This is a genomic window from Streptococcus entericus DSM 14446, assembly GCF_000380025.1.
GTDB lineage: Bacteria > Bacillota > Bacilli > Lactobacillales > Streptococcaceae > Streptococcus > Streptococcus entericus.
The window spans coordinates 21,734-47,343 of record NZ_KB904161.1 but is presented as its reverse complement, the minus strand read 5'-3'; the positions used below and the strand labels follow the sequence as shown (position 1 = coordinate 47,343).

Sequence of the window (25,610 nt, the reverse complement as noted above, 5' to 3'; positions counted from 1 at the left end):
ACTTAACGAAGCCACGATTAAAAAATATATACAGGAGCAAAGAAATTATCCAGTGGATGATTTCTTCATGAGCTTAGAAATAAGAAGGCGAATTAACATGACATCGCACTTGATAAATTGAGTGTGAAAGAATACGAAGATCCCTTTAGGGATAATGGCAAGTAATACTAACACCTCTTTAAGAGGCGAGTGACGAGTCAAAAGCAGTGAGGCTTGAACAAAGTGAAAGAAAGCAGCATAGGCGCTGGCTGGTGATATGGGCTTATAGCCCCTGTTCAAACCACCCGTTTGACGGGTGGTTATGATTGTCATTAAAATAGGGAAGCGATTCTTGAGCTTTACTGCCAGTTCAGAGGTAGTTTTTGAGATCCGATTAGGCAATGCCTCACTGTTGAGTGCGTTAAGGCTGTTAAACCTTAGCAGGACGAACACCGAGTGAACGATAGCTCGACCATACATGTTATTGGTTGAACAGCCCGTACAATATTATAAGGGAACGTTTTCTTGCTCAACTTGTCGCCTCAAACAGCTAATTTTAGCTTGTTTAAGCGATGTGTAGAGTGATGAACAGCGTTGCGTGATGCCAGATGATCGTTTGTGCTCCATTCTTTTTTTAGTCTCCTATCTTGACTTTATTATCGGTCATATAGTAGGATAAATAGCGGATATCGTATGGAGGAAAAATCATGAATGAGAAAAGACTAGCCCAGAAAGCTAATATTGTCTTTCGAAAGGCACAGTTGACGATCGATAATTATGTTGTGCCGAACCTACGCGAGTATGGCATCACCCATACCCAGTTTGGGGTTCTGGACTATCTCTATAGCAAGGGTGAGCAAAAGGTTGGGCAGATTTTATCAGGCTTGCTAGCAACTTCTGGTAACATGACCGTGGTCATTAAAAATATGGAAAAAAATGGCTGGGTGTGGACAAAAACTTGTCCTGAGGATAAACGTGCTAAGCTCGTTGGTTTGACTGAAGCGGGTCGTGCGTTAATCGAGCGAGTCCTGCCAGAGCATTTAACCAAGGTCGAAGAGGCCATGTCTGTTCTGACTGATGATGAACAGGAGCAGTTGATTACCCTGCTTAAAAAATTCAAAAATTTGTAAGCAAAAGACTTTACAAATTTTTTTAGCTGTTGTATAATCACTACATAGTAATATTTGCTATAAATCTATTTTAAGGAGATAGCATGTCTATCATTACTTCAATCAAATCGTTGTTTTCAAAGAAGGAGGAAACAGTTATGTCAAAAAATATTTTGTTTATCGTAGGGTCATTGCGTCAAGGTTCATTTAACCACCAGTTGGCTCAAGCTGCTGAGAAGGTTTTAGCTGAGAAAGGTGCAACAGTGACTTACTTGGACTACAGCCAAGTGCCACTCTTTAACCAAGAATTGGAAGTCCCAACGCTTCCTGCGGTACAAGCTGTGCGTGATGCGGTGCTTGCTGCTGATGCGGTATGGTTCTTCTCACCAATCTACAACTTCTCTATCCCAGGTGTCTTGAAAAACTTGACTGACTGGCTCAGCCGTGCTCTTGATTTGTCAGAAACTCGTGGTCCATCAGCGATTGATTCAAAAGTAACAACTGTGTCATCAGTGGCTAACGCAGGTCACGACCACCTCTTCCCAGAGTTCCAACAACTCTTGACCTTCATCCGTACCCAACCTGTTGGTGAGTTCACTGGCGCTTTGGTTAACCCAGAAGCTTGGGCAACAGGTGAGTTGACCGTTTCTGAAGAAACGATTGCGAAACTTTCTGCTCAAGCAGATACTGTTTTAGCTGCCATTAACTAGGTATACGAAAATCTTGTTCTTTATTGAGCAGGATTTTTACTTTGTGAAAAAAACAGCTTATTAAAAACTAAAACTGACCTATAACAGTTGCGAAAGCGGTTGAAATTCTTGCACTTTGTGAATTTTTCCGATAAAATAATAAGGTAATCTAAAAAATTTGGAGGCCGAAATGGTAACACTCTCAAAAGAGACACATTTGGAAATGTATCTAAAAATGCAGCGCATTCGTGAATTCGATATGCGGATTAACAAACTGGTTCGTCGTGGCTTTGTTCAAGGGATGACCCACTTCTCAGTTGGTGAAGAAGCTGCCAACGTTGGTGCAGTACAACATTTGACTTATGATGATTGCTTCTTCTCAAACCACCGTGGTCACGGTCAGTCTATCGCGCAAGATATGGACTTGAATGCCATGATGGCTGAGCTTGCTGGTAAAGTGACAGGTGTATCTAAAGGCCGTGGTGGCTCTATGCACTTGGCAGACTTCAAACGTGGCAACTACGGCACTAACGGTATTGTTGGTGGTGGTTATGCCATGGCTGTCGGTGCAGCTCTTACCCAACAGTATAAAGGCACCAACAACATCGCTGTTGCTTTCTCAGGTGACGGTGCGACCAACGAAGGGTCATTCCACGAGTCTGTGAACATGGCAGCAACATGGAAACTCCCTGTGATTTTCTTCATCATCAACAACGGCTATGGTATCTCTATGGATATCAAAAAAGCGACAAACACGCCTCACCTTTACACACGTGCGGAAGCTTACGGGATCCCAGGCTTCTACGTAGAAGACGGAAACGATGTGTTGGCAGTTTACGAAACAATGGGCAAAGCCGTTGAGCATGTGCGTGGTGGAAACGGACCAGCTATCGTTGAAGTGATTTCTTACCGTTGGTTCGGGCACTCAACAGCGGATGCCGGTGTTTACCGTACCAAAGAAGAAGTTGAAGAGTGGAAGAAAAAAGACCCAATGATCAAGTACCGCGACTACTTGACCAAAGAAGGTATTGCAACGCACGAGGAGCTTGATGCCATCGATGCTCAAGTGGTCAAAGAAGTCGACGATGCTTACGAATTTGCCGTAAACAGTCCAGACCCAGAACTCTCAGTAGCCTTTGAGGATGTTTGGGTAGACTAAGATACAAAGGGCGTTAAAAAATCCGTATGAAAATAGGAAACTGACGCCGTGTCTTTAAGACACAAGGAAGTTTATCTTTTTCACTAGGATTTTAGCCCGTGTTCAGTTGGTAGGCGGCCGAGCAGGAGTGACTTTGTCACTCCGTTGCGAGACCCCCGCAAGGACAGCTAGGGGATTGCCGAGCGTTTAGCAAAGGCAGAGCCAGCTGTCTACTGCGTGGTTGTAGGATATTCAGACTGAAATCTGAATGTTTCGGCAGCCGCTATGGCGGTCTGCCTACTGACCTTACTAACTACCTTATCGCTGTGTTATCGACAGCGATAACCCCGTGTCGTAGGCTAAAAAGAGCCGATGCTTGCTGGACAAATCAGCGAGCGAAGCGAGCAATTAAACGATAGATTCGCTGTGGCAAAGGTGGCATTAGATTTTAAGCTGATGCCACAAGGAAAGTTTTGAGACCTTAGGCTCAAAACTTAGGAATGGAATGCCGTAGGCAGTCGCTTCCGCCCCTGCCACCTAAGAATCTATCAAAAAGAAAACAATCATTGGAAAAAATCTTTTCATAAACAACACAGGAGAAACACACAAAATGGCTGAAACAAAATTGATGGCTCTGCGTGAGGCGATTAACCTTGCCATGAGCGAAGAAATGCGTAAAGACGAAAATGTCTTCCTGATGGGTGAAGACGTTGGTGTCTACGGTGGTGACTTCGGTACCTCTGTCGGCATGTTAGCTGAATTTGGCGAAAAACGCGTTCGCGACACGCCTATCTCAGAAGCGGCAATCGCTGGTGCAGCGGTTGGTGCAGCAATCACTGGTCTACGTCCAATCATTGACTTGACCTTCATGGACTTCATCACCATTGCCCTTGATGCGATTGTGAACAACGGTGCAAAAAACAACTACATGTTCGGTGGTGGCCTCATTACCCCTGTCACTTACCGTGTCGCATCAGGATCAGGTATCGGTTCTGCAGCGCAGCACTCCCAGTCACTTGAAGCGTGGTTGACACATATTCCAGGAATCAAAGTGGTTGCCCCTGGTACGGCTAACGAAGCTAAAGGTCTTTTGAAATCATCTATCCGCGATAACAACATCGTTATCTTCATGGAGCCAAAAGCCCTTTACGGTAAAAAAGAAGAAGTTAACCAAGATCCAGATTTCTACATTCCACTTGGTAAAGGTGATATCAAACGTGAAGGTACTGACGTGACTATCGTGTCTTACGGTCGTATGCTTGAGCGCGTTATCCAAGCTGCTGACGAAGTGGCAGCAGAAGGCATCAGCGTAGAAGTGGTTGACCCACGTACCCTGATTCCATTGGACAAAGAAATGATCTTTAACTCTGTTAAGAAAACAGGTCGCTTGATTCTCGTTAACGATGCCTATAAAACAGGTGGATTCATCGGTGAAATTGCTTCTATGGTTGTTGAAAGCGACGCCTTTGACTACCTTGATGCGCCAATCATCCGTTTGGCGTCAGAAGATGTGCCAGTTCCTTATGCTCGTGTTCTTGAGCAAGCCATGCTTCCAACTGTTGAGAAGATTAAGGCTGCTATCTACAAGTCTGTTAACAAGGGCTAATCGCTCAGACTCTTTTAGTTTTGCTTGTTCTTCGTTAAGTGATCTTTTACGACTATCAGTGGTGTCTATGACTGCTTGACGAGACTGAGCTTATCTGAAGGTGTCTGGCTGCTAGTCAGTAGTAACTGACTAGCTCTGCCATTAACCAAAAAAAAGAACACAAAGAAAGGAACCCCCATGGCAATCGAAATTATTATGCCTAAACTCGGTGTGGACATGCAAGAAGGCGAAATCATCGAGTGGAAAAAGAAAGAGGGCGACGTTGTCAAAGAGGGCGACGTTCTCCTCGAAATCATGTCAGACAAGACAAATATGGAGCTGGAAGCAGAAGATTCTGGTGTCCTGATTAAAATCGTTCGTGGTGACGGTGAGGTTGTGCCAGTCACTGAAATCATCGGTTACCTCGGTGAAGCAGGCGAAACGGTTGAGACGTCTGGTGAGGTTGTTGCAGAAGCGTCACCGTCTATCAGTGGTGCACCAGTTGTGGCAACAGAAGAGCCAGAAGCTGCTGTACCTGCTAAAGCTGAACAACCAGCACCTGCATTTAAACGCCCAGCGGGTGAAAAAGTCCGTGCGACACCAGCGGCTCGTAAGGCGGCTCGTGATTTGGGTATTGACCTTGACCTTGTTCCAGGAACAGGTGCCAACGGTCGTGTCCACAAGGACGACGTTGAGGCCTTCAAAGGTGCAGCTCCTAAAGCGACACCATTGGCACGCCGTATCGCTGCAGGCGAAGGTGTTGATTTGGCTAGCTTGACAGGAACAGGTGTTGGTGGCAAGATCACCAAAGAGGACGTTCTGGCAGCTATTGCTCCAGCACAAGCGCAAGCACCAGCCGCAGCAGCGCCTGCTAAGGAAGAAAAACCAGCCAAGGAATTGCCGGAAGGCGTTGAAGTCATCAAGATGTCTGCCATGCGTAAGGCGATTTCAAAAGGTATGGTCAACTCTTACCTGACAGCACCAACCTTTACGCTTAACTACGACATTGACATGACCAACCTCATGGCACTTCGTAAGCAAGTCCTTGAGCCAATCATGAACAAGACAGGTCTCAAAGTGACCTTTACCGACTTGATTGGTCTGGCAGTCGTACGTACCCTCATGAAACCAGAACATGAGTACCTCAATGCTTCTCTCATCAACAATGCTGAAGAGATTGAACTCCACCGCTTTGTCAACCTCGGTATCGCCGTTGGTCTGGACGCTGGTCTAGTCGTACCAGTTGTTCACGGTGCAGACAAGATGAGTTTGTCTGACTTTGTGGTAGCGTCTAAGGACGTCATCAAGAAAGCCCAATCTGGCAAGCTCAAGTCTAACGAAATGTCAGGTTCAACCTTCTCCATCACCAACTTGGGGATGTTTGGAACGAAATCCTTCAACCCAATCATCAACCAGCCAAACTCAGCGATTTTGGGTGTGGCAGCAACAGTACAAACCCCAGTTGTCGTGGATGGTGAAGTGAAAATCCGCCCAATCATGGGACTGTGCTTGACCATCGACCACCGTATCGTAGATGGTATGAACGGTGCCAAGTTCATGGTGGACCTCAAGAACTTACTTGAGAACCCATTAGAGTTGTTGATTTAATTGTATTCTTTTTCTTGCTTTCCTTTAGTAGTGCGGGGCGGAAGCGATCACCTGCGGTGTTCCATTCCTTTTTGACGAGCCTCGGTCTCGTCAACCCCTCGTCACCAAATACTTATATTTGGTGACTTTCACTACGGCGGAAAGCAACTGGTTTGGGGCGACTTTGTCGCCTCTTGTAAAAAAATTAATTAAGGAGAAAATCATGGCAGTAGAAGTCATTATGCCAAAACTCGGTGTGGACATGCAAGAAGGCGAAATCATCGAGTGGAAAAAACAAGTCGGTGATGTCGTCAACGAAGGCGATGTCCTTCTTGAAATCATGTCTGACAAGACCAATATGGAACTAGAGGCTGAAGATTCAGGTGTTCTTTTGAAAATCGTTCGCGGCAACGGTGAAGTGGTCCCTGTTACAGAAGTGATTGCCTATATCGGCGCTGAAGGTGAAGTGGTTGCAGAAGGTGCCGCTCCAGCTGCAGCTGATGTGGCTAAAGCAGAAGCTGACCTCAAGGCAGCAGGTCTGGAAGTGCCAGCAGCTCCAGCTCAAGCGGCACAAGCGCCAAAAGCAGAATTGGCAGCTGATGAGTACGACATCATCGTAGTCGGTGGTGGTCCTGCTGGTTACTACGCAGCTATCCGTGGTGCCCAACTCGGTGGTAAAATCGCCATCGTTGAGAAGTCTGAATTTGGTGGTACCTGCTTGAACGTCGGCTGTATCCCAACTAAGACTTACCTCAAAAATGCTGAAATTCTTGACGGTTTGAAAATCGCAGCTGGTCGTGGCATCAATTTGGCGTCAACCAACTACACCATTGACATGGATAAAACCGTTGACTTCAAGAACACAGTTGTTAAAACCCTCACTGGTGGTGTTCAAGGTCTCTTGAAAGCCAACAAGGTCACCATCTTCAATGGTCTTGGTCAAGTCAACCCTGATAAGACCGTAACCATCGGTTCAGAAACCATCAAAGGTCGCTCTATCATCTTGGCGACAGGTTCAAAAGTGTCTCGCATCAACATTCCAGGGATTGATTCTAAGTTGGTGTTGACCTCTGATGACATCCTTGACCTGCGTGAAATGCCGAAATCACTCGCTGTTATGGGCGGTGGCGTTGTCGGTGTTGAGCTTGGTCTGGTATGGGCATCGTACGGTGTCGAAGTGACCGTTATCGAGATGGCAGACCGTATCATCCCAGGTATGGACCGTGAAATCTCTCTTGAGCTGCAAAAAGTCCTTTCTAAGAAAGGCATGAAGTTCTTGACATCTGTCGGTGTTTCTGAAATTGTTGAAGCCAACAACCAGTTGACCATCAAACTCAACAACGGTGAAGAAGTCGTCGCTGAAAAAGCCCTTCTCTCTATCGGACGTGTGCCACAGATGGCTGGACTTGAAAACCTCAATCTTGAAATGGACCGCGGTCGTATTAAGGTTAATGCCTACCAAGAAACCTCTATCCCAGGTATCTACGCTCCTGGTGACGTTAACGGTACCAAGATGCTCGCTCACGCGGCTTACCGCATGGGTGAAGTGGCTGCTGAAAACGCCATGCAAGGCAACCACCACAAAGCAAAACTGGACTTCACACCAGCAGCTGTTTACACACACCCAGAAATCGCCATGGTTGGTTTGACCGAAGAGCAAGCCATCGAGAAATATGGTAAAGACAACATCATCATCGGTCGCAACAGCTTTACTGGTAATGGTCGTGCCATCGCCTCTAGCGAAGCTCACGGCTTTGTGAAGGTTATCGCTGAGAAGAAATACCATGAAATCCTTGGTGTTCACATCATCGGTCCGATCGCTGCGGATATGATCAACGAAGCAGCGACCATCATGGAAGCCGAATTGACCATCGACGATGTGGCAGCATCTATCCACGGTCACCCAACCTTCTCTGAAGTGATGTACGAAGCCTTCCTTGATGTACTTGGTGTAGCGATCCACAACCCACCAAAACGTAAGTAAGCTTAACTCTGTTATCTTGCCAAAGCAAGGGACAAGCTGAGAAAGCTCTACTTATGGGCAGCTTGCTCAATCTCAAACTAGAACGAAACCCTCGTTGTTGTCAAACGAGGGTTTTGTGCGTTGTAAAAAGTAAGAATCCAACGATGTGCTCAGAAGCATTGTAATGGTATATGAAGAGGAATCATCAAACTACGCTTTAGTGAGGTCATCCATCTGCACCAGCTCCCTTTCAACTTCTTCCTAGCCCATTTTCTCAGGCATTTCCAGAAAGTCGCAAGCCCTTGGTAGGAGTCCGGTCTGATCGGCTCTTCATCTGTCCGTTTAGCCAGTTTTTTCAATCGTTGGTCTTTTCTTTCTCTGAATTTTAGGCGATAGCCAGCTTGGCAGGGTGCCTTTCGGACAAGAGTTCAGAGAAATAGACAATATCAGGTTTAAGGTCACTGTGGGTATCATATGTTTTGAGCTGGATGCTCGCATTTGTCTGTGCTCGGTTTCTGGTAGGTGCTTGTAAGTAGATATTTTGTAGAGGATGGCGAATGATAAAAAACAGTGAAAGTGCTTGTCAAGGCTATATTTTTGTGATATAATATCCTTTGTGTGAAATAACAGCAGGACAAAATAAAGCTCGTCAACAGCTTGTCTGAAATACCAGTAACCTTTGCTGTTTGGGCGAAGGCAAGCTGCACGAATTAGGTTTGTCTATATCGTTATTTCCATAGAAATTTATTTTATGGAGGACATTGCTATGTCACGTTATACAGGACCATCTTGGAAACAAGCTCGTCGTTTGGGTCTTTCACTTACAGGTACAGGTAAAGAGCTTGCTCGCCGTAACTACGTCCCAGGACAACACGGACCAAACAACCGTTCTAAATTGTCAGAATACGGTTTGCAGTTGGCTGAAAAGCAAAAATTGCGTTTCACTTTTGGTATGGGTGAAAAACAATTCCGTAACCTTTTCGTACAAGCGACTAAAATTAAACAAGGTACGCTTGGTTTCAACTTTATGCTTTTGCTTGAGCGTCGTTTAGACAACGTCGTTTATCGTCTTGGTTTGGCAACAACTCGCCGTCAAGCGCGTCAGTTTGTTAACCACGGTCATATTCTTGTTGACGGTAAACGCGTAGATATCCCATCTTACCGTGTTGAAGTAGGTCAAGTGATTTCAGTTCGTGAAAAATCATTGAAAGTACCAGCAATCCTTGAAGCTGTTGAAGCAACTCTTGGACGCCCAGCTTTCGTGTCATTCGACGCTGAAAAATTAGAAGGTTCACTCACTCGCTTGCCAGAGCGTGATGAAATCCACCCAGAAATTAACGAAGCCCTTATCGTTGAATTCTACAACAAAATGCTTTAATCTGATAGTGAAGCACATAAAAAGCCCGTGGTTGCGGGCTTTTCGTTTGCTTTCAAGGGGCTAAAAATCTGTTTTACGGACTTTTTACGGACTAGATGGATTTTAGAGCCTTTTCAAAGAATGAGACAGCGGACTTGGCTTTCTCTTTTGAGAGGTGGCTATAAATATCCATGGTCATAGATAGAGTGGAATGCCCTAGTCTATGTTGGAGTTCCTTGTAAGGTATGCCAGAGTTAAGGAGTAGGCTAGCGTGGGTATGGCGGAAACCATGAAAGCCGATATTAGGCATGCCAGCCCTTTTGAAGTGAGTTCTTAATCTGGTTTGTAAGGTGCGATTATTAGGGTAGGCGTGGATAAAATCTGAAAAGACCACGGTTTCAGTCCGCCCTAGTTGCCAAGCCTCTTGAACCTGTCGGAGCTTGTACTGATGTAGCATGGCACAAGTGGCTTGGTCTATATCGATGATCCGATTGCTGGCTTTAGATTTGGGGCTATTGACCTCTTGCTTATAGTCTAGGGTCTTGGTCACGTTGACTGTCCTAGCTTCTAGGTCAATATCAGACCAGTCAAGAGCCAGAGCCTCGTTTATACGGCAACCCGTGGCCAGTAGAAACTTGTATAGGGTGACCTCGTATAAGTAACGGTAACGATTTAGATCAAGGTTGCCTAGATAATCTAAAAAGGCCTTTAGCTGGTCATTTTCCCAGTGCTTGACGGTTTGGCGGTCAGCCTTGGCCGTATTGCGTGGTAGGATAACCTCACGGGCTGGGTTATAAGGCAGGGCTTGCAAGATGACCCCATACTGTAAAATCCGCTTGTTGAGGCCGTGGATTTTGTCATAGTGGAGATAAGCCCCCGGCTGGCCCTCGTTGGCCGCCTTGGCTATCTTGTTGATAATGCCCTGGATCAGTGGAGGGGTCAGCTTGTCGAGCCTGTAAGTCCCGAATGCTGGCAGAATATGGTTATTGAGTAGCTTTCTAACGCCGTCTTGCGTGTTTGATTTGACGGTATGCTGGTAGCTTTCCCACCAGAGTTCGGCCAGTTCCTGATAGGTCTTGACCGCTACGGCCTTATGAACCGTTGACCCTGCTTTCTCAAAGTCTAGGATTTTACGCCTTGCCTTTTGGTCTAACTCCCTTTTGGTGCGTGCAGATACCGTGGTATTGACTTTCTTGCCCGTTACCTGGTCAACGCCTAGAAAAACGCTGGTGCGGTAGACAGTCGAGCCGTCTTTTTTGGTGTACGTTGTGATTTTCATGTTCTAACCTCTTTTCTAACTATCAGCAGGCAAGCCGTTATCAAAGGTTTTAGAGGTTGTTTGTTTTTTGAAAATCGGGTATAATGATTTTATTGGGTTTACCCAAAATATTTTTTTGGTTATTGGCGTGAGAACCAAAAATGTACAGTGACGACGTGAAGGTCGGCATCAAACCAACTCTTTAAGGGTTGGTTTTTTGTTTATACCCTTACCAGACCAACGAGACCGCCCTTATTTTTGCTTGTTTTGGGTCGGTCGGCAAAAATCACAGGGCAAGTTCTAAAATCGTGCTACGGGGCTTATACGGGCTTTTTAGGCTCCCAAGATATCGAAAAAGTGCACCAACTAAGCTGATGCACCTCAAAATCATAAAAGAAAAAAGCCCTTAACTGATAGCAGGTTACCACACAGGCAACTTACAAAAGCACGCTGACATACCAGAATTACAAGTAGCTTTACTATAATTCTACTACGTTTTTTCTTTTAGTCAACTTTTTGTACTTTTTTAACACTTTTATATACTTTTATGACCTAAAAGGTGCAAATATTGGCATTTACTAGCTGGAAAATACTGGCAATATTGGACGTTAGACTGGTGGAGGCCAGCCGATGGGCTGGTCTTTTGGTATCAAAGAATCTTACTTGAACCATTTTTTTATAATTTGACCAATCAAGAAGAAGAAATCAGGCTTTTTCTTTTCTCCTGTTTGAACATACTGAGAGGAGACTTGGGTAGCTGATGGCTTACCTTTTTTTGAGAACCCGTAGGCACCAAGCAAACCTAAATCAGGATAACCTAAACTATTTGAAAATTGTTTTAAGTTATCTTTTTTTGTGTCATCAATCATCTTCAACAACAGATAACCACAGACTTCCGCATCAGATAAGGCGTTATGGTGTAATAAAGTCAAGTCAAAATTTTGAGCCAAAGTATTTAGTTTATGATTTTCAAACTCTGGGTAAAGCCCTTTAGCAAAGCGATAGGTACAGCAATATTCAATAGGGTCAAACCGTAAGCCGTATTTTTCATAAACGGCTTTCATAACTGAAAAATCAAAGCTAGCATTATGAGCAACAACAGGCAAACCGTCAATAAAGTCATAAATTTCTTGGCGAACAGTCGGAAAGTTGGGGCTGTCTTTGACATCTTCTGGGGTGATCCCGTGAACTTTTATATTTTTCTTTGAAAAATCTTCTTCTGGATTAATAAGGGTGTAAAATCTCTCTACTATCTGTCCATCAATAAACTTTACTAAACCAATAGAGCAAAGACTAGATCGATTATAATTTGACGTTTCAACATCTAAAGCAACAAATGAGAACATAAACTAGGCCTTTCTGGTTATTCTTTATTGTCAACAAGGTTTTCAACGAGATAGCGGATGATGGTTTTATCTTTTTCTTTGAGCTGGAAAAAGTTATCTAAAAACTCTTTTTCTTTATCATACCTCAAGACGGTCTTTTCTATAATCCCAGTCAGTTCTTTCCCACTATATGCCAGAGCAAGCTCTTTTGTATCGCTATCTTCTAACTGTTCAATTAGCTTGGCCCTTGCTCTTTCAAATTCTTCAGGAGAATTAAAAGCGATAGGAGCGTCTTTTTTATCCTCACTATACCCCAACAGATACCCCACACTCACCCCAAAATAATCCGCCAGTTGTTGGGCTTTTTCTGTTTTTATATCACGTTGGCCTTGCTCCCAACGGAGTATGGTCAGCTTTGAAACACCTATTTCATCGGCTAGCTCTTGCTGTGTTAGCCCTTTTTCTTTGCGTAAGTCTTTAATTTTATTTTCCATGAGTTTACTACCTTTCCACTTGATTATATCACGATTTTAGAAAAGTATCAAAAAAAGTTACAAAAAAATAAAAAAGTTGTTGACAAGTAACAAAAATGGGTATATAATCAATCTTGTGTTATCCAAAAAGGATACATAAACCAAGCACTCAAACCTTACTACCTTTCACGCTTGGCTATTTATCAAAAGACAAAGGAGGACATCAATGCTAATCACTCACGAGATGGCAGAGCGTATTCGTATCAAGCGAGCCGTGAACCGTCAGACCATGAAAGACCTAGCCCAAGAGCTGGGAACGACCTATAAGACCCTATCGCTGATTGAGCAGGGCGATTATGACGTACGGCGTGACATCTATGACAGGGTGGAACGTTGGCTAGTGGAAGACTAGCACGGCAGGCGAGTCACAAAAAACGCAAACGACCAAAATATAAAAACAAGGAGACCCAAGCCTATGACAGAACCCCTTGACCTTGAACGGTTTTTAGACCATATTACTGAAAAATATCCCGACCTAGCCCTGGTGATCCGTGATTTTGTCACTGGTAAAATCCCCATCGCTACCATCACAACCCTACTAACCTTACCCATAGCCCAGCGGGGGGCTTGGATAAGAGACTATTACCAAAAACAACAAGGAGAAACACCATGAGCCGAACACCATTTACCCAAGACCTCCTAAGGGAAGTTTACGACCATAACGGTCTTGTCAGCTTTGACCTGATTGCCAGCCGTCTCAAAGGCTGGACGGATGATGACATCAAAAAACGCCTTTACCAGTGGCGGATGCGTGGGGTTATCACTTACCGTCTGGAAGAGGGCGAAATTGTGGATTTTGAGTTTTTGAAAAATAACCGCCAAGAGGTGGTAGAGCTAAGTGCAGGCAGACGGCTGAAACTGGAAAAGTTTTTTGAGCAAGTCGAAGCAACAACTGCTATCATCAAGAAGGCTACCACAAGCGATACCAACCGCCTAAAAGCGATCCAACTACAGCAAGTTGCCTTAAATGAGATACCAGATGACATCTACAAGGAGCTGGTAGAACTCAATGACTAGAGAAAAAGGAGAGAACTCATGACTAAAGAAAAAGACATCCCTACTATCACTAACCGCAAAGGGATAGAAATCCCTAAGTATTACAAGGATTTTAAAGAACTAGTCAAGAAAGATAGAGATTTAGCTGAACACCTATCGATGAACTATGAGGAGATGGGTTCAGAAGATTTAGGGGCCATGCTAGAACTGCTTGCACAAGGTTTTAGCTGGATCATTGATTTATTGGATAGTCGGGATTTAAGCTATAAAGCACGGCCTAAAAATATGAAAAAGTAGAGGCTTAAACAATATACAAAAAAGGCTTAACCAACCGACCAAAGTAGGAAGCCTTTAACACAAACAACTAGAACACGATGACAAGCAGGCAAGCCGTTATCAAGGGTTTTAGTAAGTCATCATACTGTTAGTATAGCATGAATCAGAAGAAAAAACAAGAGAAGCGAGGAAAAACAAGTTGACAAAAGAAGACATCGCAAGCAACTATGACGATTTACTGACAAATGTTGAAGAGTGCAATCAAGCTTTGGGAGCGGTCTGGTCATGGTTGAACAAGACCGTTGACACCAGCGACCAAGTGGCAGTTTTTAGCTTTTTCTGCAATCACGGCGAGAAGTTGGCTATCTTAAACCTAGTTATGAACAGACTGCAACAGTTGCAAGATGAGCACAGGAAATTAGTCGAGCGAGCTTATAAGGAGAGTTAAACATGACAGAAAAGACTAAAAATGAACTAGGGCCTGAAATCCTAGAAATCAACCACATCATCGGACATCAGGCAGATTTTATCGATGCTGTTTCATCTCTATTATCTCACAAGGAGACGAGAGAGGCAGGGCAGTTGATTTTTGGCAAGAGTGTCGATAACCTTTTTAATCTCTTGCAAGACATTGACCGACGTTTAACAGCAGTAGCTGAGCAGTTGCTGGAGGATTAAAGATGACCGATACCATTATCTTAACCTTACCGCAGTTTTGGGCGATTATGGCGGTTTTGTTGCCCCTAGTGATGGTCTTATGGCATAAGATGCTGACGTTGACCCCAGAGGATAAGGCGGAGCTTGCCCAGCTCTTACAGGAATTGGAAGATAGACAAGGAGTAAGACCATGAGCAATCAGCAAACGCTAGCCCAACAGGTGGCTAACGAGTTACGAAAGCTAGAAAAAATCAGAAACTTTGTCATCTCTTACGACCGAGGTTTACTTTACCCTGAGCGGTTCGCTATGTTGGTCAAAGATGTTATGACTGATAAGGAGGGCACGACATGCAACTAGAGCTAAGCCCTCAAGGGGAAAAGAAATTATTCAAAGGTATTCTTGAGTTGATCAGCCGTTTTCTGGACTTGCAGACCAAACCCAAACCACGGTTAACGGGCTTGATTAGCCGACAAGATGCCATGGCAGAGCTGGGTATCAAGCGAGCCCAGACTTTCAGAGAGTGGGAAAAGCTAGGGCTAAAAGCCTACCATCCACCGCTTGAGGACACGAGGACTATTTTTTATAAGGTTAGCGAGTTATTAGAATTTTTGGGGGTAGAAGATGAAAGAAGCTGAGGTTGTCGATGTTAGTTAATTTGAACATTCGCCTCAATAATAGCGCTCAAGAACTTTTTTGGACACCTTTTGGACAGTGGTTGGACATTGTCCGATAGAAAAACGTGAGCAAGTTATTGCCCAAATATACCAGATGAAAGGAGAGAGAATGCGTTATTTGATTTTAACCCTGCACCGTGACTATTTGGGTTTGTTTGGTTTTTTACAGGATAACCCAACGAGAGTATATCAGCAAGGCGACTACTACTGCTTTATCTATCGCGAGCCCTTGAGTTGCTATCTAATGCCATTTAAGCTGACTAAACTCTGGCTAGAGGTTGCAGAACAGGTCCCAGAGCGAGGGGAGCTGGTGAGAGATTTTGCCCCAGCCTATGCAGGCAATCAGCTACTGACGGAGCTACTAGACCTAGAACAGCACCAGCTAGCCGAGAAGCACCAAGGTGTGGGACTAGCCCTATCTGGCTGGTTGTTAGATGCCGTTTGCTTTGGTATCCATACCAGGCAGGAAGTTGCCTATTTGGTTCGGGTGATGTTTGTGACGGGGTATGATTATGAGCAGGTTATCGGAGTATTTACCAGTCTAACCAAACGACTAGACCTAGCTCGCTACTTTTTAACCGAGCTAAATCGTTGCTATAAGGGGGTGAGTGTTTGACCAGTGTTGCTAAACAGATTTTAGCCAAGGAGCTAGAGAAACCCCTTGAGCAGGTCCGAGACCGCCCAGAACTCCAAGAGGTGAGCACCAAGCTGGCAACCCTCAAGGGGTGGCAGTCAGTTGTCAGCAACTATGCCGATACGAAACGGCAAGAACTCCTGGAGAGCTTGCTGACTAAGGGGGAGGACAAGCGAAAAGCAGAAGAACAGGCTGAAAAGCCCCTGGCCCCTACCTTGGTTGCTAGGATAATGGCAGAGCTGCTGACCGTTTGCAGGATTGAAAGCGACGAGGGAGAAAAGCCAGTCTATTTCTATGACCCAGACCAGGGCGTTTACCGCAATGATAAGGAGTTTTTGAAGGACTTTATCAACGCCATCGAGTACCGCCACAATGAACGGCGAGCCAACGACTGCATCTATTTTCTGACCAGGAAGGCCCCTTACAGGCGTTTGGAAGAAGACCCTGCTCTAATTATCGTCGGAAACGGCATTTATAACCGTAAAACTAAGGCCTTGATGCCTTATACCCCTAATCGTGTTTTCACCAGCAAAATTGCCACTAACTACAATCCTAGGGCAAGAAGTCCGAATATCAACGGCTGGCGGTTTGATAGCTGGCTACTGGACTTGTTTGACGGGAACCAGGAGCTTTACCAGCTGGCCTTGCAGTTGTTGAATGCCGTAGTTAGAGGGGAAAGCCTAGGCAAGATGTTTTGGTTTGTGGGGGCTGGTGGAACAGGTAAGGGAACGCTCCAAGAGTTGTTTATCAACCTGGTTGGCCGTCAGAACATTGCTAGCATTAAAATCACCGACCTAGATATTAACAACCGCTTTACCCTGGCTCAGGCCATCGGTAAACAGGCTATTATTGGCGACGACGTGCAGGCTGGGGCAGTTATCAAGGACACCTCAAAACTCTTTAGCCTGGTGGGAGGCGACACCATCAGCGTAGAGAAGAAGGGCAAGGATGCTTACAGTACCTTTATTAAGACCGTGGTCATCCAGTCCACTAACGAGATGCCAAAGGTAAAGGGAGACTACCAGGCTATCCGCCGCCGTATGGTGATATTACCTTTTTCTAAGCGGTTTGAGGGTAAGCCCAACCGAGCCATCAAGACCGATTACATCAAGCGAGCCGAGGTGCTAGAGTATGTGTTGAATCAGGTCATTGACTTAGACTATAAGGAATTTATCAGTCCGAAAGTGTCCCAGGACATGCTGGACGACTACCAGAAAGAACTGGATCCGGTGCTAGTCTTTGCCCAGGAGCTATTTGATAACCCGCAGTCCAGCTTTTTTCCAAATGATTTTATTTGGTGGTGCTTTGTGCAGTTTGCCAACTACCACAACCATCAGCATCAGTTTACTAGCCAAGGCCTTAACACGGTTTTCCCCCGTTATTTGCCCCAGGACTGGGAGAAGGCTCCTTATCCTGTCAGTCTTCCAGCTGGGGCAGATTTACCCAAGGGATTTTATCCCCATGACGACATGCCCAACTATTTACCAAAAACCTACAACCCAGCTAGAACCAAGAACCAACGTGGCTACCGTCGAAAACGTTAGACACTACACCTAGAGCGATTGACTACACTTTTTACTACACCTAAAAAATCAAGTGTAGTAGGTGAAAAACCAACTATGGCAAGGGGGCAACCTTATTTACTACACTTACTACACTTATAAAGGGGTAGTGTAGTATAAAGAAAGTGTCTTTACTCTTTTATAAATTTTCAGCGAGTGTAGGACAAGTGTAGTAAGTGTAGTGGATTATCAAGAAACCCTTATTTATCAAGGTTTTAGCCTACTACGCTTACTCATTCTAGGCGTAGTGTGGGCGTAGTAATTAAAGAAAAAGTGTAGGAAGAGTGACCTACACCTAGAAAGAGAGGAGAAAAACAATGACAGAAAAAAACACTAATCCCTATGAATTTTGGGAAAAATTGGAAGAAGGAGCTGAGCGAGAACGGGCAGAGCGAACAAAAGCATTTGACGATGATATGAATGAATTTAGTCAAAAGGCTCACCAAAAACGCCAAAAACTAGCAGATTTGATGAATAAAGCTATGGAGAGCGACAAACAAGACCGAGAAGAGAAGCGCGATACAGCTCTAGCTAGAGCCAGAGCCGAGGCCGTTCAAAAAGTGGAACAAGAGTTTGAAGTTACCCATAACGTAAAGAGCGAAAAAACCAAGACACTCGATAATGCTTACTCAGCCTTACTAGATGATTTGATGAAATAGAAAATGAGGAGAAAAGCAATGAAAACACTAAAAAACATTAAAACATATTTAGATAAACTTTCCCAACAAAATCATAAAGACATCGAAGAAACAGAGAAGACTATCTCAGAATTAGATAAAATCATCGTTATCAACAACGAGAAACTAGATAAAGCAGCAAAGGCAACGGATTATGATAGTTACAACAAAGCTAAGCAGGAATTATGGACGGCTGAAAATAAGAAAGAACTGGCTCAAAAACGGCTCAACGACCTAAAAACTTCGCCACTTGTTAACCGTGAAGAATACGATAGTTTAATTAATGACACACTAACGGCTTATAAAAATAAAGAACAAGAGTTAACTGAACAAGCCTGGGAAATTGTTTCACCCCTAAAAAATATTAAAGAGAAGGCACAAGAAAATCAAGAAAACCTAAGAGAGTTATTAGATACGCTTGAGAATGATATTGGGAAAAAATCAGAAGAATACAAACGCAATGCAAACGGGGAGAAAATATCAGATCGTATGCTTGGGCTAGTATATTCTCATGTAAAACCCTCGGCAGTAGTTTCGCTTTACGGCGACATCACCAAGCTTCCTATTTTCAGAACGGTTGAAAAATAGCCCTATTTTCTCTTAAATACGACTTATTGAGGGAACGTTACATTCATTTTTGAAGAAGTGAATTAAACCCTTGATAATGCTGGATTTTCAGTAGTGTCACGAAAGTAACAGAATTTAAGATAAGTTACTTTCAAGATATGGTAGTGTGCCTAGATTTAACCACTAAAATAAGGCCAATGTGCCTTATTGAGAAAAGGCTTATTCATTTTTAGAAAAATGCTCTTTTCCCTTGATATGACTGGATGGATGGCATGTTACTTGAACGGGACACAATGTAAGATAAGACACATTCAGAGAAAGGGAAAACCTAGTAAACAAGTAGATTAGAGTGACATCTTTCTACTTGTTTTTTTGAAATGTAATAAAAACAAAATGTTAGCTAGATAAATAATGATGGCAGTTAGAGCTATTTAGGAAAGATGGGGGGCTTCCCCCCTCCCCCTCTCCTGCTCAGAGCTTCACGCCGTCACTGTACATTTTTTCTACTGAGCGAGAAAGAAAAAAAGTATAAAACTAAATAAAAGAAAAGAGGTTACAAAATGGCGGAGTTGAGACGATGCAGCAAGTGCAAGAATACCAAAGAACTAACCCCAGCTAATTACTCAAAGAAAAGAACGGGGCGGAAAGGTTTCGAAGCTGCTTGCAAGGAATGTAAGAAAAAGCGAGATAATGAGCATTACACCAAGAATCGTGATCAGATTTTAGCGCAGAAAAGGCGATACTACCAGCAACGAAAGAAAAAACTAAAAAATCAGGATTTAAGGCAACAGGATAGTGAAGAAGACATTAAAGAGAGATTGAAACACCTGCGGGCTATTCCCTGGTTGATTGAGGAGCTTGAGCAGGAAAGAGAGCGAACCAAGGCTACACTAGTACTTTTACCCAGCCTTTGGGAGAAGAAGAAAACAATGTATCAAGGCGACATCGATAAACTCAGGACAGAGCAGCAGGCTACCCTTGACCTTATCGACCGATTGAACTATCAGATTGACCGTGACATGATGCTGGCCAGGTATCGGGATGGCTTGAAGTGGGAAGAGGTTGCCCAAAACTTGCAGTATTCGGTCAGTAACCTCAAAAGACGGCACAAGCAGGTACTGGAGCAATTGGAGGAACTAGATGACCAAGAAACTGCTAACAACCGCCAAACACGCTGAAAGGGTGCTGAAGAACTACCGCAACTTCCTGAAGGTTGCCCACCTATCCGATAAGCCTTTTTCAGTACACGGTCAAATGTTAGCCGAGGAGATAGACCGAGTTATAGAGGAGTTGCCAGGTCTTGAAAAAGCTATCCTAGTCAACCAGTACCAGACAAGACCCAAAGAAAGGCAGAACCGCCAGCAGTTTTGCCTTGATTATGATATTAGCGCCGAGGATTACAATCAGCTAAGAAATCAGGCCCTAGTCAACTTTGCCCGTGAGTATCTTGGCGGTGTTTTGCTCACTATGGGCTGAAAGTCATTCAGAGCGACGAGATAAGGCAAAATCAAATGACTGCCTTGCTGATTTATGCTATACTAGTTTTATCTGTGACAGGGTTTATATTCACCAGTAAAAAAGGAGGCCTGGAAAGATGTTTGATGACGTGATGAAAAAAATCGCCGATTTTTTAGAGAATACTCCTAAAGACATCTATGAGTTTTCTATCTGGTTAGAAGACACATTGGTTGATGATTATGATGCAATGGCTGCAGAACAGCCTAGGGCGACTTATTTGCTCGGCCAGGAAGTCCCTGACATCTGTGCTAGTGCGGAGCCTGGGATGAAAGCAGAAGAAGTCGCTGAATTCAAGAGACAATTAAAAGTGGAATATGACAAGGCCTTGTTGTTTGTCGTATAGGATGTTATTGATGTTCTTGAAAGGAAAGCACAAAAATAGAGGACACACACCCCCCACGGCAAAGCCATTAATGTGGAAGGTAGTAGTCCTCTTTGTTTAATTATAACATATCTTGTGCGATAAGCAAAAAAATAGCTTTGGTACCCTCCAACAAGCCAAAGGCCAAATGGTCGAACGACACCAAAACTATTGTTAACTTGATTATATATGTTTTTCTATAAAAAATCAAATCAGTTAGGAGAAGGCTCAGCCTAAAAGAAAAGCACGTTTGACCGTGCTAGTTCCTTGCCTGCTGAACTCGTGGAAAGATGACCTTTTTAGGTCGTTTTTTGCTGACTTTTTACGGACTATTAGCCCTCTGATAGTGTTTAATAAAGCAATGGTGCTTTAGCTGAAACCCTTGAAAATACTGGTTTTTTGGTAGGGTAACGGAGGATAAGGTAAGCCCATTTTGGCTATACCAAAATGTTGTAATACTTTTTTGGAAGTATGGGGCAGAAATGCCTTTATATCAAGCACTTTGGGGCTCTATCCCAAGGTGCTTTTTTGATTTTACTACCCTTTTTACTACCCCTGGGAGAAATTGGGTTAAGTAAGAGGGTCGTCGCAAAATGCGACACCCTTGTTTTTATAGATTGCTGATAGCTGCCTCAAAGATTGAGACGGCTTTTTTAGCCCCCTCTTGGGTGGCGTGGACATAGGTGTTTAGGGTCATGGCTATATTAGAATGCCCCAGCCTATACTGGAGGTCTTTAGGCTCAATCCCAGCGTAGAGCATGATAGTGGCGTGCGTATGGCGAAAACCATGGAAACTAATATCAGGAACGCCAGCAGCCTTAAAATGGCCTTGCAGCCTCTTTCTCAACATGCAGGCATGGGCGTACTTGGTGGTAAGAGGTGTAAAGATAACTGTTTCAGACCGTCCCAGTTGCCAGCTTTGGACTTGCTGGCGGTTCTTGTACTGCTGGAGCAGTAGCACCGTAGCTCTGTCTATCTCAATATCACGCACCCCAGCTTTAGACTTTGGTGTGTTGGTTTCCTGATACCTGTTTAGGGTCTTGGATATGCTGATAGTCCCCTGCTCTAGGTCAATATCAGACCATTCTAGGGCTAGGGCTTCGCCGATACGGCAACCGCTGGCCAGTAAGACCTTGTAAAGCACGTAGTCAAAAAACGTTCCATAATCGGACAAGTCTAGGCTATCGAGGTAAGCCAAGAACTGTTTAAGCTCCTGATTGCTGAAAAATTTGACTTTCTGCTCTTTATTTTGTTGCTTACGTGGCACAATGACATCACGGGCAGGGTTATGCGGGATCAGTTGCATAGTGACCCCGTACTGGAGAATGCGGCGGTTGATATTGTTGAGAAAGCTATAATTAGCGTATGCTCCCTTTACTCCTCTATTGGCCCTATCAGCCCATTTGTTGACCTGTTGCTGGATAACTGGAGTAGTCAGCTTATCTAGCTTGTAATCGCCAAATACAGGCAAAATATGAAGCCTTACAATGCCTTCCATGGATTGCTGGGAGTTTGGTTTGATGGTATGGTGGTAGCTTTCCCACCAGAGAGCCACAAGCTCCCTATACGTTGTAATGGTTGGTTTAGCCTTTGAGCAATTCCCATTAGCCACAAAAGCGTTGACCGCCTCCCTAGCTTTGATTTTAACGCCTTTTTTGGTGCTGGCCGTGACCGTGGTGCGTGCTTTCTTACCTGTTAGCTTATCAATGCCCAGGTAAACACTAGCCCGGTAAACTGTTACCCCATTTTTCTTTTTATGTTCTGTAATGTTCATTGTCTAACCTCTTTCCTAACTATCAGCAGGCAAGCCGTTATCAAGGGTTTTAGGTTGGGTTAGCTCATGAAATCTGTTATAATGGTATCGAGGACGTGGCTAGTCCTCAAAAAATAAAAATTAGAAAATATGGTATAATAGTTTTTATTTTGAGGCCTGACCGTCAGCCAACGGTGAGGTCTTTTCTTTTTGCCTAGAATGCTCTCAGAATTGACGAGACCGCCCCTATTTTCGTTTATTTTAGGTAAGATGATAATTTATATTGCTGAACGTTAAAATCGCTTAGAGGGCGTTTTAGGGTTTATTCTTGCAAAGAGTTTTCAACTCGCTCTAAATCACTCAAGAAATCAAGCAAAGCAAATGAGATATGGTTCATTTCAGAGGCATATGAACCTGGTTTAACTCGTCCATACTGGGATAGTCGGCTAAAAATATTTTCTACAAATTCAATAGCCACTAGTGTATCAGTTTTTATTTTCTTAACTTCTTCAATGTCTTTCAAGAAATTTAGGTTTTTTTGTAAATATGGTGAACTCCTTGAGTCAAATACTTTTTGCTCCTCATTTGTTCCATTCATAATGAGGTCAATGTCATCTTGATAACCTAAAAGGTAACCAACTGGAACATCAAAAAAAGTGGCAATATATTTCCAAATGCTCTCGTCTCTAGGAGAGCGCTTGCCATTTTCGTAGTAAGATAATTGACTGTCGCTTATTGTGACTCCATAAAGGTCATTAAGTTTTTGACTTAATTTTTTTAGCGATATTCCATTTTGTTTTCGAAGTTGTTTTAGTCTGTTTTCCATGCTCTAACTACCTTTCAAAAATGATTATAGCACAAAATGATAATGATAAACAAAAAAAATTATCAAAATGACAACAAAAACCCTTGACACAATCAAGTCGATAATGTAAACTACAATCACTATCAAATTGATAGCAAAAAAAATAAAAAAGGAGGAACTTTATGCTAATTACAAAAGACATAGCGGAAAAAGTTAGGGCAAAACGTGGCAAGCTGGATTTGACAAAAAGCAAGACTGCGGAAACTCTTAAACTTTCTAGAACGACGCTCAGTAAGATTGAGCGAGGAGACTATGACGCCCCTAAGCGTATCTATCAGGCAGTTATGAGCTGGCTAGTAGAAGATTTATAAGATTTCTTGCTACCTTTCACTTAAAGAAATCTAGACAACAAAAAAGCCTTAGCAGTCGGCAAACTCACAAGGCTTTTTCACACAAACAACTAAAACACAATAACAAGCAGGCAAGCCGTTATCAAGGGTTTTAGTAAGTTTTCTAGCTAGATTATACCATAATTGGCTAGGATTGACCAGATGGAGAGCGGGAACTCTTAAAACTATCTCAAGAAAAAGAGTATTAGGCCACGGTTTCGCCACTAGCTCAACGCTAGACCGTCCTAAGAAAATTACCCACAGCTAGATTATTATTTTGGCACAGACTGACATGACCACAGGCGGCAACCTGGTCAGTTTGGGGCGGGAAACCGCTGGGAATAATCTAGGCTGATAAAAATGACAGTACAAGAAATCAGTATAGAGAAACCAAGTCTTTTACAACGGAGAAAAGCCTACTAGGGCAATTACACAGAAAAATAATTACAAAACAGAGGTAAACAATGAAAAAATCACCATTTAGCTTAGATCATTATACTGAAGAGCGAAAAGAAATGTTTAAACAACGTCAGCAATCTAAAGACATAGCAGATAAGTTTTTCAAGGAGTTATTTAATCAAGGCATTTCATGGGTAATCGTGGCCAACGTGATGGCTGAGTTTATGGCAGTTCACAAAAAAAGCGCGACATCTTTTGAAGAGGCTTGGAATGCGCTAGATTATCAGATTGTTATGGATATTGTTTTCAGAGCAATCAACGGGCTACCTTGCAAGAGTAAAGACAAGGGAGAGAAAGAGGCATTTCTCAATCAGAGCTATCCAAGATTAAGAGTGATTAACTAAGTTTAATAATAGATGACTGAAAAAGAAGTAAACCATGACACAAGAAAGTTTAGCCCATGACTCAAGTTTGGCGACAGGGGAGCATGGGGCGGTACAAGCATAAAAAGCCCACCGGGCAACTACAAAAATGAATGATGAGGTAGGAAATGAGCGTTATTTTGGCAGAGAATATCTTTACAGTCAGCCAGTCAGATTATACAGTTGAACAACGGGAAAGATTGAAAAAGCTAGAAGCGAGTGAGAGACGAGCAAGGCTGCAACTTTCTCAAATTTATGGCAATAGGATAGCGGCTATTATTGTTTTTAACGTTATGGCCAGCTATAAAAATGCTTATCGGAAATTTGCAGATACTTATGAGCAGGCTTGTGAAGGTTTGGGAGATGTGGCGGTCAACGATATTATTTTTAGAGCAGTAAACCACTTGCCAGCTAAGGGAGTGGAGCAACGACAAAAAAGAGAGGGGCGGTCTGATGAACGAATTAGCCAATCAGTTAGAGTTTGATTATAGTTTAGTCAGTCAAGAGACCTCTAGCAAGTTGAGAGCTTTGAGCAATCAGCTAGACGGTATCTATCAGAATTATTCCGTAGCGGTTGGAGAGGTGCTTTATCAAGCCCAACAGGAGCTAGCCAGCTATGACGGTGGTACTTTTCAGAAATGGGTTGAGAGTAACAGAATTTCTAAAACCAAGGCTTATAACTATATCAACACTTATAGACTTGTTCAAAATTTGGACAACCCTCAAGAAAAAGAGATTTTTCTTAGTCAGCCTAAATCTTTGCAGTATGAAATGTCTAAGCCCTCCGCATTGCCAGAAGTCAATCAGGCCGTGTTTGATGGCGATATTACCACCCACAAGGCTTATAAAGAGCTTGAACGCAAGCTGAAGCTACAAGAACAAATTACCAGCGACCTGACGGACGAAAATAGCCGTCTAAAATCGGCTACGGTGGAAGTTAAGGAGGTAGTAAAGGAAATCCACCCCCCTGACTATTCCGAAGCTCTACGGCTTTCTAAGAGCTATCAGGAAAGAGCAGAGGCTGCTGAGGGTAGAAATGCTTTTCTTGAGAGCCAACTTAGCCAGCTATCAGAGCAAAGGGAAAAAGCTCAACTGTTAGATGACATGGATCAGGTCATAAAGCAAGGCAACCTGACCGAACAGCAACAAAGCCTAGCTAGCGTAAAAGATACGATTGAGTTTTTACGAAAGGCTAACCGCTTTTTAGCTAGTTTTGGGGGTATTGAATACCTAGATATTCAAAAAATCCTGTTATCTAACGCCCAGCTAAAGGGAGAAATGCAAGTCCTATCCCATAAACTGGAGGAGTTGCTTAGAGTGGTTAAGAATATGCTGGGGCAGTCTGAACCTGATATTATTGACGGAGTATTTTTAGACAAGGAAAGCGAGGGCTAGG

Annotated in this window: 33 protein-coding genes; 27 read left to right on the top strand and 6 right to left on the bottom strand. The window is 43.5% G+C overall.

Features of this window, described 5'->3' with window-relative positions; genetic code table 11:
* Positions 1–45: 45 nt before the first annotated feature.
* Positions 46–312 (bottom strand): hypothetical protein, encoded by a 267-nt coding sequence (locus A3GW_RS12020; RefSeq protein WP_233275311.1) that lies wholly within the window; start codon positions 310–312, stop codon positions 46–48.
* Between the two features lie 374 nt (positions 313–686).
* Here A3GW_RS12020 and A3GW_RS0104220 point away from each other — a divergent pair, with 374 nt between their 5' ends.
* The 7 genes from A3GW_RS0104220 to rpsD all read left to right on the top strand — a co-directional run bounded on the left by A3GW_RS0104220 (position 687) and on the right by rpsD (position 9,428).
* The gene (locus A3GW_RS0104220) at positions 687–1,109 is read left to right on the top strand and encodes a MarR family winged helix-turn-helix transcriptional regulator (RefSeq protein WP_018368071.1); all 423 of its coding nucleotides are present in this window, start codon (positions 687–689) and stop codon (positions 1,107–1,109) included.
* Between the two features lie 137 nt (positions 1,110–1,246).
* Positions 1,247–1,798, top strand: a complete 552-nt coding sequence (locus A3GW_RS0104215) for an NADPH-dependent FMN reductase (RefSeq protein WP_026216589.1) — start codon at positions 1,247–1,249, stop codon at positions 1,796–1,798.
* 169 nt (positions 1,799–1,967) lie between these two features.
* A complete protein-coding gene (locus A3GW_RS0104210; protein ID WP_018368069.1) occupies positions 1,968–2,936 on the top strand; it encodes a thiamine pyrophosphate-dependent dehydrogenase E1 component subunit alpha in 969 nt (322 codons plus the stop codon).
* A 589-nt stretch (positions 2,937–3,525) separates the two neighbouring features.
* Positions 3,526–4,521, top strand: a complete 996-nt coding sequence (locus A3GW_RS0104200) for an alpha-ketoacid dehydrogenase subunit beta (RefSeq protein ID WP_018368067.1) — start codon at positions 3,526–3,528, stop codon at positions 4,519–4,521.
* A 177-nt stretch (positions 4,522–4,698) separates the two neighbouring features.
* A complete protein-coding gene (locus A3GW_RS0104195) occupies positions 4,699–6,108 on the top strand; it encodes a dihydrolipoamide acetyltransferase (RefSeq protein ID WP_018368066.1) in 1,410 nt (469 codons plus the stop codon).
* Between the two features lie 202 nt (positions 6,109–6,310).
* Complete coding sequence (gene lpdA, locus A3GW_RS0104190) at positions 6,311–8,071, top strand: dihydrolipoyl dehydrogenase (protein WP_018368065.1); 1,761 nt, start codon at positions 6,311–6,313, stop codon at positions 8,069–8,071.
* Positions 8,072–8,816: 745 nt separating this feature from the next.
* Positions 8,817–9,428 carry a 30S ribosomal protein S4 gene (rpsD, locus tag A3GW_RS0104185; RefSeq protein ID WP_018368064.1) on the top strand — a complete coding sequence of 204 codons (612 nt, stop codon included), beginning with the start codon at positions 8,817–8,819 and terminating at the stop codon, positions 9,426–9,428.
* 91 nt (positions 9,429–9,519) lie between these two features.
* On the opposite strand, the gene A3GW_RS0104180 is transcribed toward rpsD, so the two are convergent.
* The 3 genes from A3GW_RS0104180 to A3GW_RS10790 form a co-directional block, all read right to left on the bottom strand.
* Positions 9,520–10,686, bottom strand: coding sequence for a tyrosine-type recombinase/integrase (locus A3GW_RS0104180; RefSeq protein WP_018368063.1), 1,167 nt, complete (start codon positions 10,684–10,686; stop codon positions 9,520–9,522).
* Positions 10,687–11,324: 638 nt separating this feature from the next.
* Positions 11,325–12,011, bottom strand: a complete 687-nt coding sequence (locus tag A3GW_RS11415; protein ID WP_018368061.1) for a 3'-5' exonuclease — start codon at positions 12,009–12,011, stop codon at positions 11,325–11,327.
* Positions 12,012–12,028: 17 nt separating this feature from the next.
* The gene (locus tag A3GW_RS10790) at positions 12,029–12,484 is read right to left on the bottom strand and encodes a helix-turn-helix domain-containing protein (protein ID WP_018368060.1); all 456 of its coding nucleotides are present in this window, start codon (positions 12,482–12,484) and stop codon (positions 12,029–12,031) included.
* Positions 12,485–12,689: 205 nt separating this feature from the next.
* Here A3GW_RS10790 and A3GW_RS0104160 point away from each other — a divergent pair, with 205 nt between their 5' ends.
* The 16 genes from A3GW_RS0104160 to A3GW_RS0104085 all read left to right on the top strand — a co-directional run bounded on the left by A3GW_RS0104160 (position 12,690) and on the right by A3GW_RS0104085 (position 20,428).
* Positions 12,690–12,875: a helix-turn-helix domain-containing protein gene (locus A3GW_RS0104160; protein WP_018368059.1), complete on the top strand. Its 186-nt coding sequence runs from the start codon at positions 12,690–12,692 to the stop codon at positions 12,873–12,875.
* Positions 12,876–12,938: 63 nt separating this feature from the next.
* Positions 12,939–13,136: a hypothetical protein gene (locus A3GW_RS0104155; protein ID WP_018368058.1), complete on the top strand. Its 198-nt coding sequence runs from the start codon at positions 12,939–12,941 to the stop codon at positions 13,134–13,136.
* Positions 13,133–13,540, top strand: coding sequence for a hypothetical protein (locus A3GW_RS0104150; protein ID WP_018368057.1), 408 nt, complete (start codon positions 13,133–13,135; stop codon positions 13,538–13,540). The genes A3GW_RS0104155 and A3GW_RS0104150 overlap by 4 nt, the downstream gene beginning before the upstream one ends.
* 18 nt (positions 13,541–13,558) lie before the next feature.
* A complete protein-coding gene (locus A3GW_RS0104145) occupies positions 13,559–13,816 on the top strand; it encodes a hypothetical protein (RefSeq protein WP_018368056.1) in 258 nt (85 codons plus the stop codon).
* 178 nt (positions 13,817–13,994) lie between these two features.
* On the top strand, positions 13,995–14,243 hold the full coding sequence (locus A3GW_RS0104140; RefSeq protein WP_018368055.1) for a hypothetical protein: 249 nt from the start codon (positions 13,995–13,997) through the stop codon (positions 14,241–14,243).
* Between the two features lie 2 nt (positions 14,244–14,245).
* Positions 14,246–14,473: a hypothetical protein gene (locus tag A3GW_RS0104135; protein WP_018368054.1), complete on the top strand. Its 228-nt coding sequence runs from the start codon at positions 14,246–14,248 to the stop codon at positions 14,471–14,473.
* Positions 14,474–14,475: 2 nt separating this feature from the next.
* Entirely contained in the window at positions 14,476–14,646 is a 171-nt protein-coding gene (locus A3GW_RS11815; RefSeq protein WP_018368053.1) for a hypothetical protein, read from the top strand.
* Positions 14,643–14,810, top strand: coding sequence for a hypothetical protein (locus tag A3GW_RS11810; RefSeq protein WP_018368052.1), 168 nt, complete (start codon positions 14,643–14,645; stop codon positions 14,808–14,810). The genes A3GW_RS11815 and A3GW_RS11810 overlap by 4 nt, the downstream gene beginning before the upstream one ends.
* Positions 14,801–15,088, top strand: a complete 288-nt coding sequence (locus A3GW_RS0104120; protein ID WP_018368051.1) for a hypothetical protein — start codon at positions 14,801–14,803, stop codon at positions 15,086–15,088. The genes A3GW_RS11810 and A3GW_RS0104120 overlap by 10 nt, the downstream gene beginning before the upstream one ends.
* Before the next feature lie 148 nt (positions 15,089–15,236).
* Positions 15,237–15,743: a hypothetical protein gene (locus A3GW_RS0104115; protein ID WP_018368050.1), complete on the top strand. Its 507-nt coding sequence runs from the start codon at positions 15,237–15,239 to the stop codon at positions 15,741–15,743.
* Positions 15,740–17,305: a DNA primase family protein gene (locus tag A3GW_RS0104110; RefSeq protein WP_018368049.1), complete on the top strand. Its 1,566-nt coding sequence runs from the start codon at positions 15,740–15,742 to the stop codon at positions 17,303–17,305. The genes A3GW_RS0104115 and A3GW_RS0104110 overlap by 4 nt, the downstream gene beginning before the upstream one ends.
* Positions 17,306–17,640: 335 nt before the next feature.
* Entirely contained in the window at positions 17,641–17,982 is a 342-nt protein-coding gene (locus A3GW_RS0104105) for a hypothetical protein (protein ID WP_018368048.1), read from the top strand.
* 18 nt (positions 17,983–18,000) lie between these two features.
* Entirely contained in the window at positions 18,001–18,588 is a 588-nt protein-coding gene (locus A3GW_RS0104100; protein ID WP_018368047.1) for a hypothetical protein, read from the top strand.
* 539 nt (positions 18,589–19,127) lie between these two features.
* Entirely contained in the window at positions 19,128–19,745 is a 618-nt protein-coding gene (locus A3GW_RS0104095) for a hypothetical protein (RefSeq protein WP_018368046.1), read from the top strand.
* Positions 19,708–20,043: a hypothetical protein gene (locus A3GW_RS0104090; protein WP_018368045.1), complete on the top strand. Its 336-nt coding sequence runs from the start codon at positions 19,708–19,710 to the stop codon at positions 20,041–20,043. The genes A3GW_RS0104095 and A3GW_RS0104090 overlap by 38 nt, the downstream gene beginning before the upstream one ends.
* Before the next feature lie 118 nt (positions 20,044–20,161).
* On the top strand, positions 20,162–20,428 hold the full coding sequence (locus A3GW_RS0104085) for a hypothetical protein (protein ID WP_018368044.1): 267 nt from the start codon (positions 20,162–20,164) through the stop codon (positions 20,426–20,428).
* Positions 20,429–21,056: 628 nt separating this feature from the next.
* On the opposite strand, the gene A3GW_RS0104080 is transcribed toward A3GW_RS0104085, so the two are convergent.
* A complete protein-coding gene (locus A3GW_RS0104080; protein WP_018368043.1) occupies positions 21,057–22,220 on the bottom strand; it encodes a tyrosine-type recombinase/integrase in 1,164 nt (387 codons plus the stop codon).
* Between the two features lie 301 nt (positions 22,221–22,521).
* On the bottom strand, positions 22,522–23,025 hold the full coding sequence (locus tag A3GW_RS11410) for a helix-turn-helix domain-containing protein (RefSeq protein ID WP_018368042.1): 504 nt from the start codon (positions 23,023–23,025) through the stop codon (positions 22,522–22,524).
* A gap of 161 nt (positions 23,026–23,186) precedes the next feature.
* Here A3GW_RS11410 and A3GW_RS0104070 point away from each other — a divergent pair, with 161 nt between their 5' ends.
* The 4 genes from A3GW_RS0104070 to A3GW_RS10780 all read left to right on the top strand — a co-directional run bounded on the left by A3GW_RS0104070 (position 23,187) and on the right by A3GW_RS10780 (position 25,609).
* Positions 23,187–23,375, top strand: a complete 189-nt coding sequence (locus A3GW_RS0104070) for a helix-turn-helix domain-containing protein (RefSeq protein WP_018368041.1) — start codon at positions 23,187–23,189, stop codon at positions 23,373–23,375.
* Positions 23,376–23,857: 482 nt separating this feature from the next.
* Positions 23,858–24,196, top strand: coding sequence for a hypothetical protein (locus tag A3GW_RS0104065; protein ID WP_018368040.1), 339 nt, complete (start codon positions 23,858–23,860; stop codon positions 24,194–24,196).
* Between the two features lie 146 nt (positions 24,197–24,342).
* A complete protein-coding gene (locus A3GW_RS10785) occupies positions 24,343–24,699 on the top strand; it encodes a hypothetical protein (protein ID WP_018368039.1) in 357 nt (118 codons plus the stop codon).
* Positions 24,668–25,609, top strand: coding sequence for a hypothetical protein (locus tag A3GW_RS10780; RefSeq protein ID WP_018368038.1), 942 nt, complete (start codon positions 24,668–24,670; stop codon positions 25,607–25,609). The genes A3GW_RS10785 and A3GW_RS10780 overlap by 32 nt, the downstream gene beginning before the upstream one ends.
* Position 25,610 lies beyond the last annotated feature (1 nt).

Bases quoted from the DNA above. Each gene is read 5' to 3' on its own strand.
- A3GW_RS0104105 (WP_018368048.1), top strand. From the start codon at position 17,641: ATGACAGAAAAAAACACTAATCCCTATGAATTTTGGGAAAAATTGGAA.
- A3GW_RS0104180 (WP_018368063.1), bottom strand. From the start codon at position 10,686: ATGAAAATCACAACGTACACCAAAAAAGACGGCTCGACTGTCTACCGC.
- rpsD (WP_018368064.1), top strand. From the start codon at position 8,817: ATGTCACGTTATACAGGACCATCTTGGAAACAAGCTCGTCGTTTGGGT.
- A3GW_RS11415 (WP_018368061.1), bottom strand. From the start codon at position 12,011: ATGTTCTCATTTGTTGCTTTAGATGTTGAAACGTCAAATTATAATCGA.
- A3GW_RS0104085 (WP_018368044.1), top strand. From the start codon at position 20,162: ATGTTTGATGACGTGATGAAAAAAATCGCCGATTTTTTAGAGAATACT.
- A3GW_RS0104215 (WP_026216589.1), top strand. From the start codon at position 1,247: ATGTCAAAAAATATTTTGTTTATCGTAGGGTCATTGCGTCAAGGTTCA.
- A3GW_RS0104095 (WP_018368046.1), top strand. From the start codon at position 19,128: ATGGCGGAGTTGAGACGATGCAGCAAGTGCAAGAATACCAAAGAACTA.
- A3GW_RS0104100 (WP_018368047.1), top strand. From the start codon at position 18,001: ATGAAAACACTAAAAAACATTAAAACATATTTAGATAAACTTTCCCAA.
- A3GW_RS0104155 (WP_018368058.1), top strand. From the start codon at position 12,939: ATGACAGAACCCCTTGACCTTGAACGGTTTTTAGACCATATTACTGAA.
- A3GW_RS10780 (WP_018368038.1), top strand. From the start codon at position 24,668: ATGAACGAATTAGCCAATCAGTTAGAGTTTGATTATAGTTTAGTCAGT.
- A3GW_RS0104070 (WP_018368041.1), top strand. From the start codon at position 23,187: ATGCTAATTACAAAAGACATAGCGGAAAAAGTTAGGGCAAAACGTGGC.
- lpdA (WP_018368065.1), top strand. From the start codon at position 6,311: ATGGCAGTAGAAGTCATTATGCCAAAACTCGGTGTGGACATGCAAGAA.
- A3GW_RS10785 (WP_018368039.1), top strand. From the start codon at position 24,343: ATGAGCGTTATTTTGGCAGAGAATATCTTTACAGTCAGCCAGTCAGAT.
- A3GW_RS11810 (WP_018368052.1), top strand. From the start codon at position 14,643: ATGAGCAATCAGCAAACGCTAGCCCAACAGGTGGCTAACGAGTTACGA.
- A3GW_RS0104135 (WP_018368054.1), top strand. From the start codon at position 14,246: ATGACAGAAAAGACTAAAAATGAACTAGGGCCTGAAATCCTAGAAATC.
- A3GW_RS0104195 (WP_018368066.1), top strand. From the start codon at position 4,699: ATGGCAATCGAAATTATTATGCCTAAACTCGGTGTGGACATGCAAGAA.
- A3GW_RS0104200 (WP_018368067.1), top strand. From the start codon at position 3,526: ATGGCTGAAACAAAATTGATGGCTCTGCGTGAGGCGATTAACCTTGCC.
- A3GW_RS0104120 (WP_018368051.1), top strand. From the start codon at position 14,801: ATGCAACTAGAGCTAAGCCCTCAAGGGGAAAAGAAATTATTCAAAGGT.
- A3GW_RS0104220 (WP_018368071.1), top strand. From the start codon at position 687: ATGAATGAGAAAAGACTAGCCCAGAAAGCTAATATTGTCTTTCGAAAG.
- A3GW_RS12020 (WP_233275311.1), bottom strand. From the start codon at position 312: ATGACAATCATAACCACCCGTCAAACGGGTGGTTTGAACAGGGGCTAT.
- A3GW_RS11410 (WP_018368042.1), bottom strand. From the start codon at position 23,025: ATGGAAAACAGACTAAAACAACTTCGAAAACAAAATGGAATATCGCTA.
- A3GW_RS0104210 (WP_018368069.1), top strand. From the start codon at position 1,968: ATGGTAACACTCTCAAAAGAGACACATTTGGAAATGTATCTAAAAATG.
- A3GW_RS0104090 (WP_018368045.1), top strand. From the start codon at position 19,708: ATGACCAAGAAACTGCTAACAACCGCCAAACACGCTGAAAGGGTGCTG.
- A3GW_RS0104065 (WP_018368040.1), top strand. From the start codon at position 23,858: ATGAAAAAATCACCATTTAGCTTAGATCATTATACTGAAGAGCGAAAA.
- A3GW_RS0104150 (WP_018368057.1), top strand. From the start codon at position 13,133: ATGAGCCGAACACCATTTACCCAAGACCTCCTAAGGGAAGTTTACGAC.
- A3GW_RS0104080 (WP_018368043.1), bottom strand. From the start codon at position 22,220: ATGAACATTACAGAACATAAAAAGAAAAATGGGGTAACAGTTTACCGG.
- A3GW_RS0104145 (WP_018368056.1), top strand. From the start codon at position 13,559: ATGACTAAAGAAAAAGACATCCCTACTATCACTAACCGCAAAGGGATA.
- A3GW_RS0104160 (WP_018368059.1), top strand. From the start codon at position 12,690: ATGCTAATCACTCACGAGATGGCAGAGCGTATTCGTATCAAGCGAGCC.
- A3GW_RS11815 (WP_018368053.1), top strand. From the start codon at position 14,476: ATGACCGATACCATTATCTTAACCTTACCGCAGTTTTGGGCGATTATG.
- A3GW_RS0104115 (WP_018368050.1), top strand. From the start codon at position 15,237: ATGCGTTATTTGATTTTAACCCTGCACCGTGACTATTTGGGTTTGTTT.
- A3GW_RS10790 (WP_018368060.1), bottom strand. From the start codon at position 12,484: ATGGAAAATAAAATTAAAGACTTACGCAAAGAAAAAGGGCTAACACAG.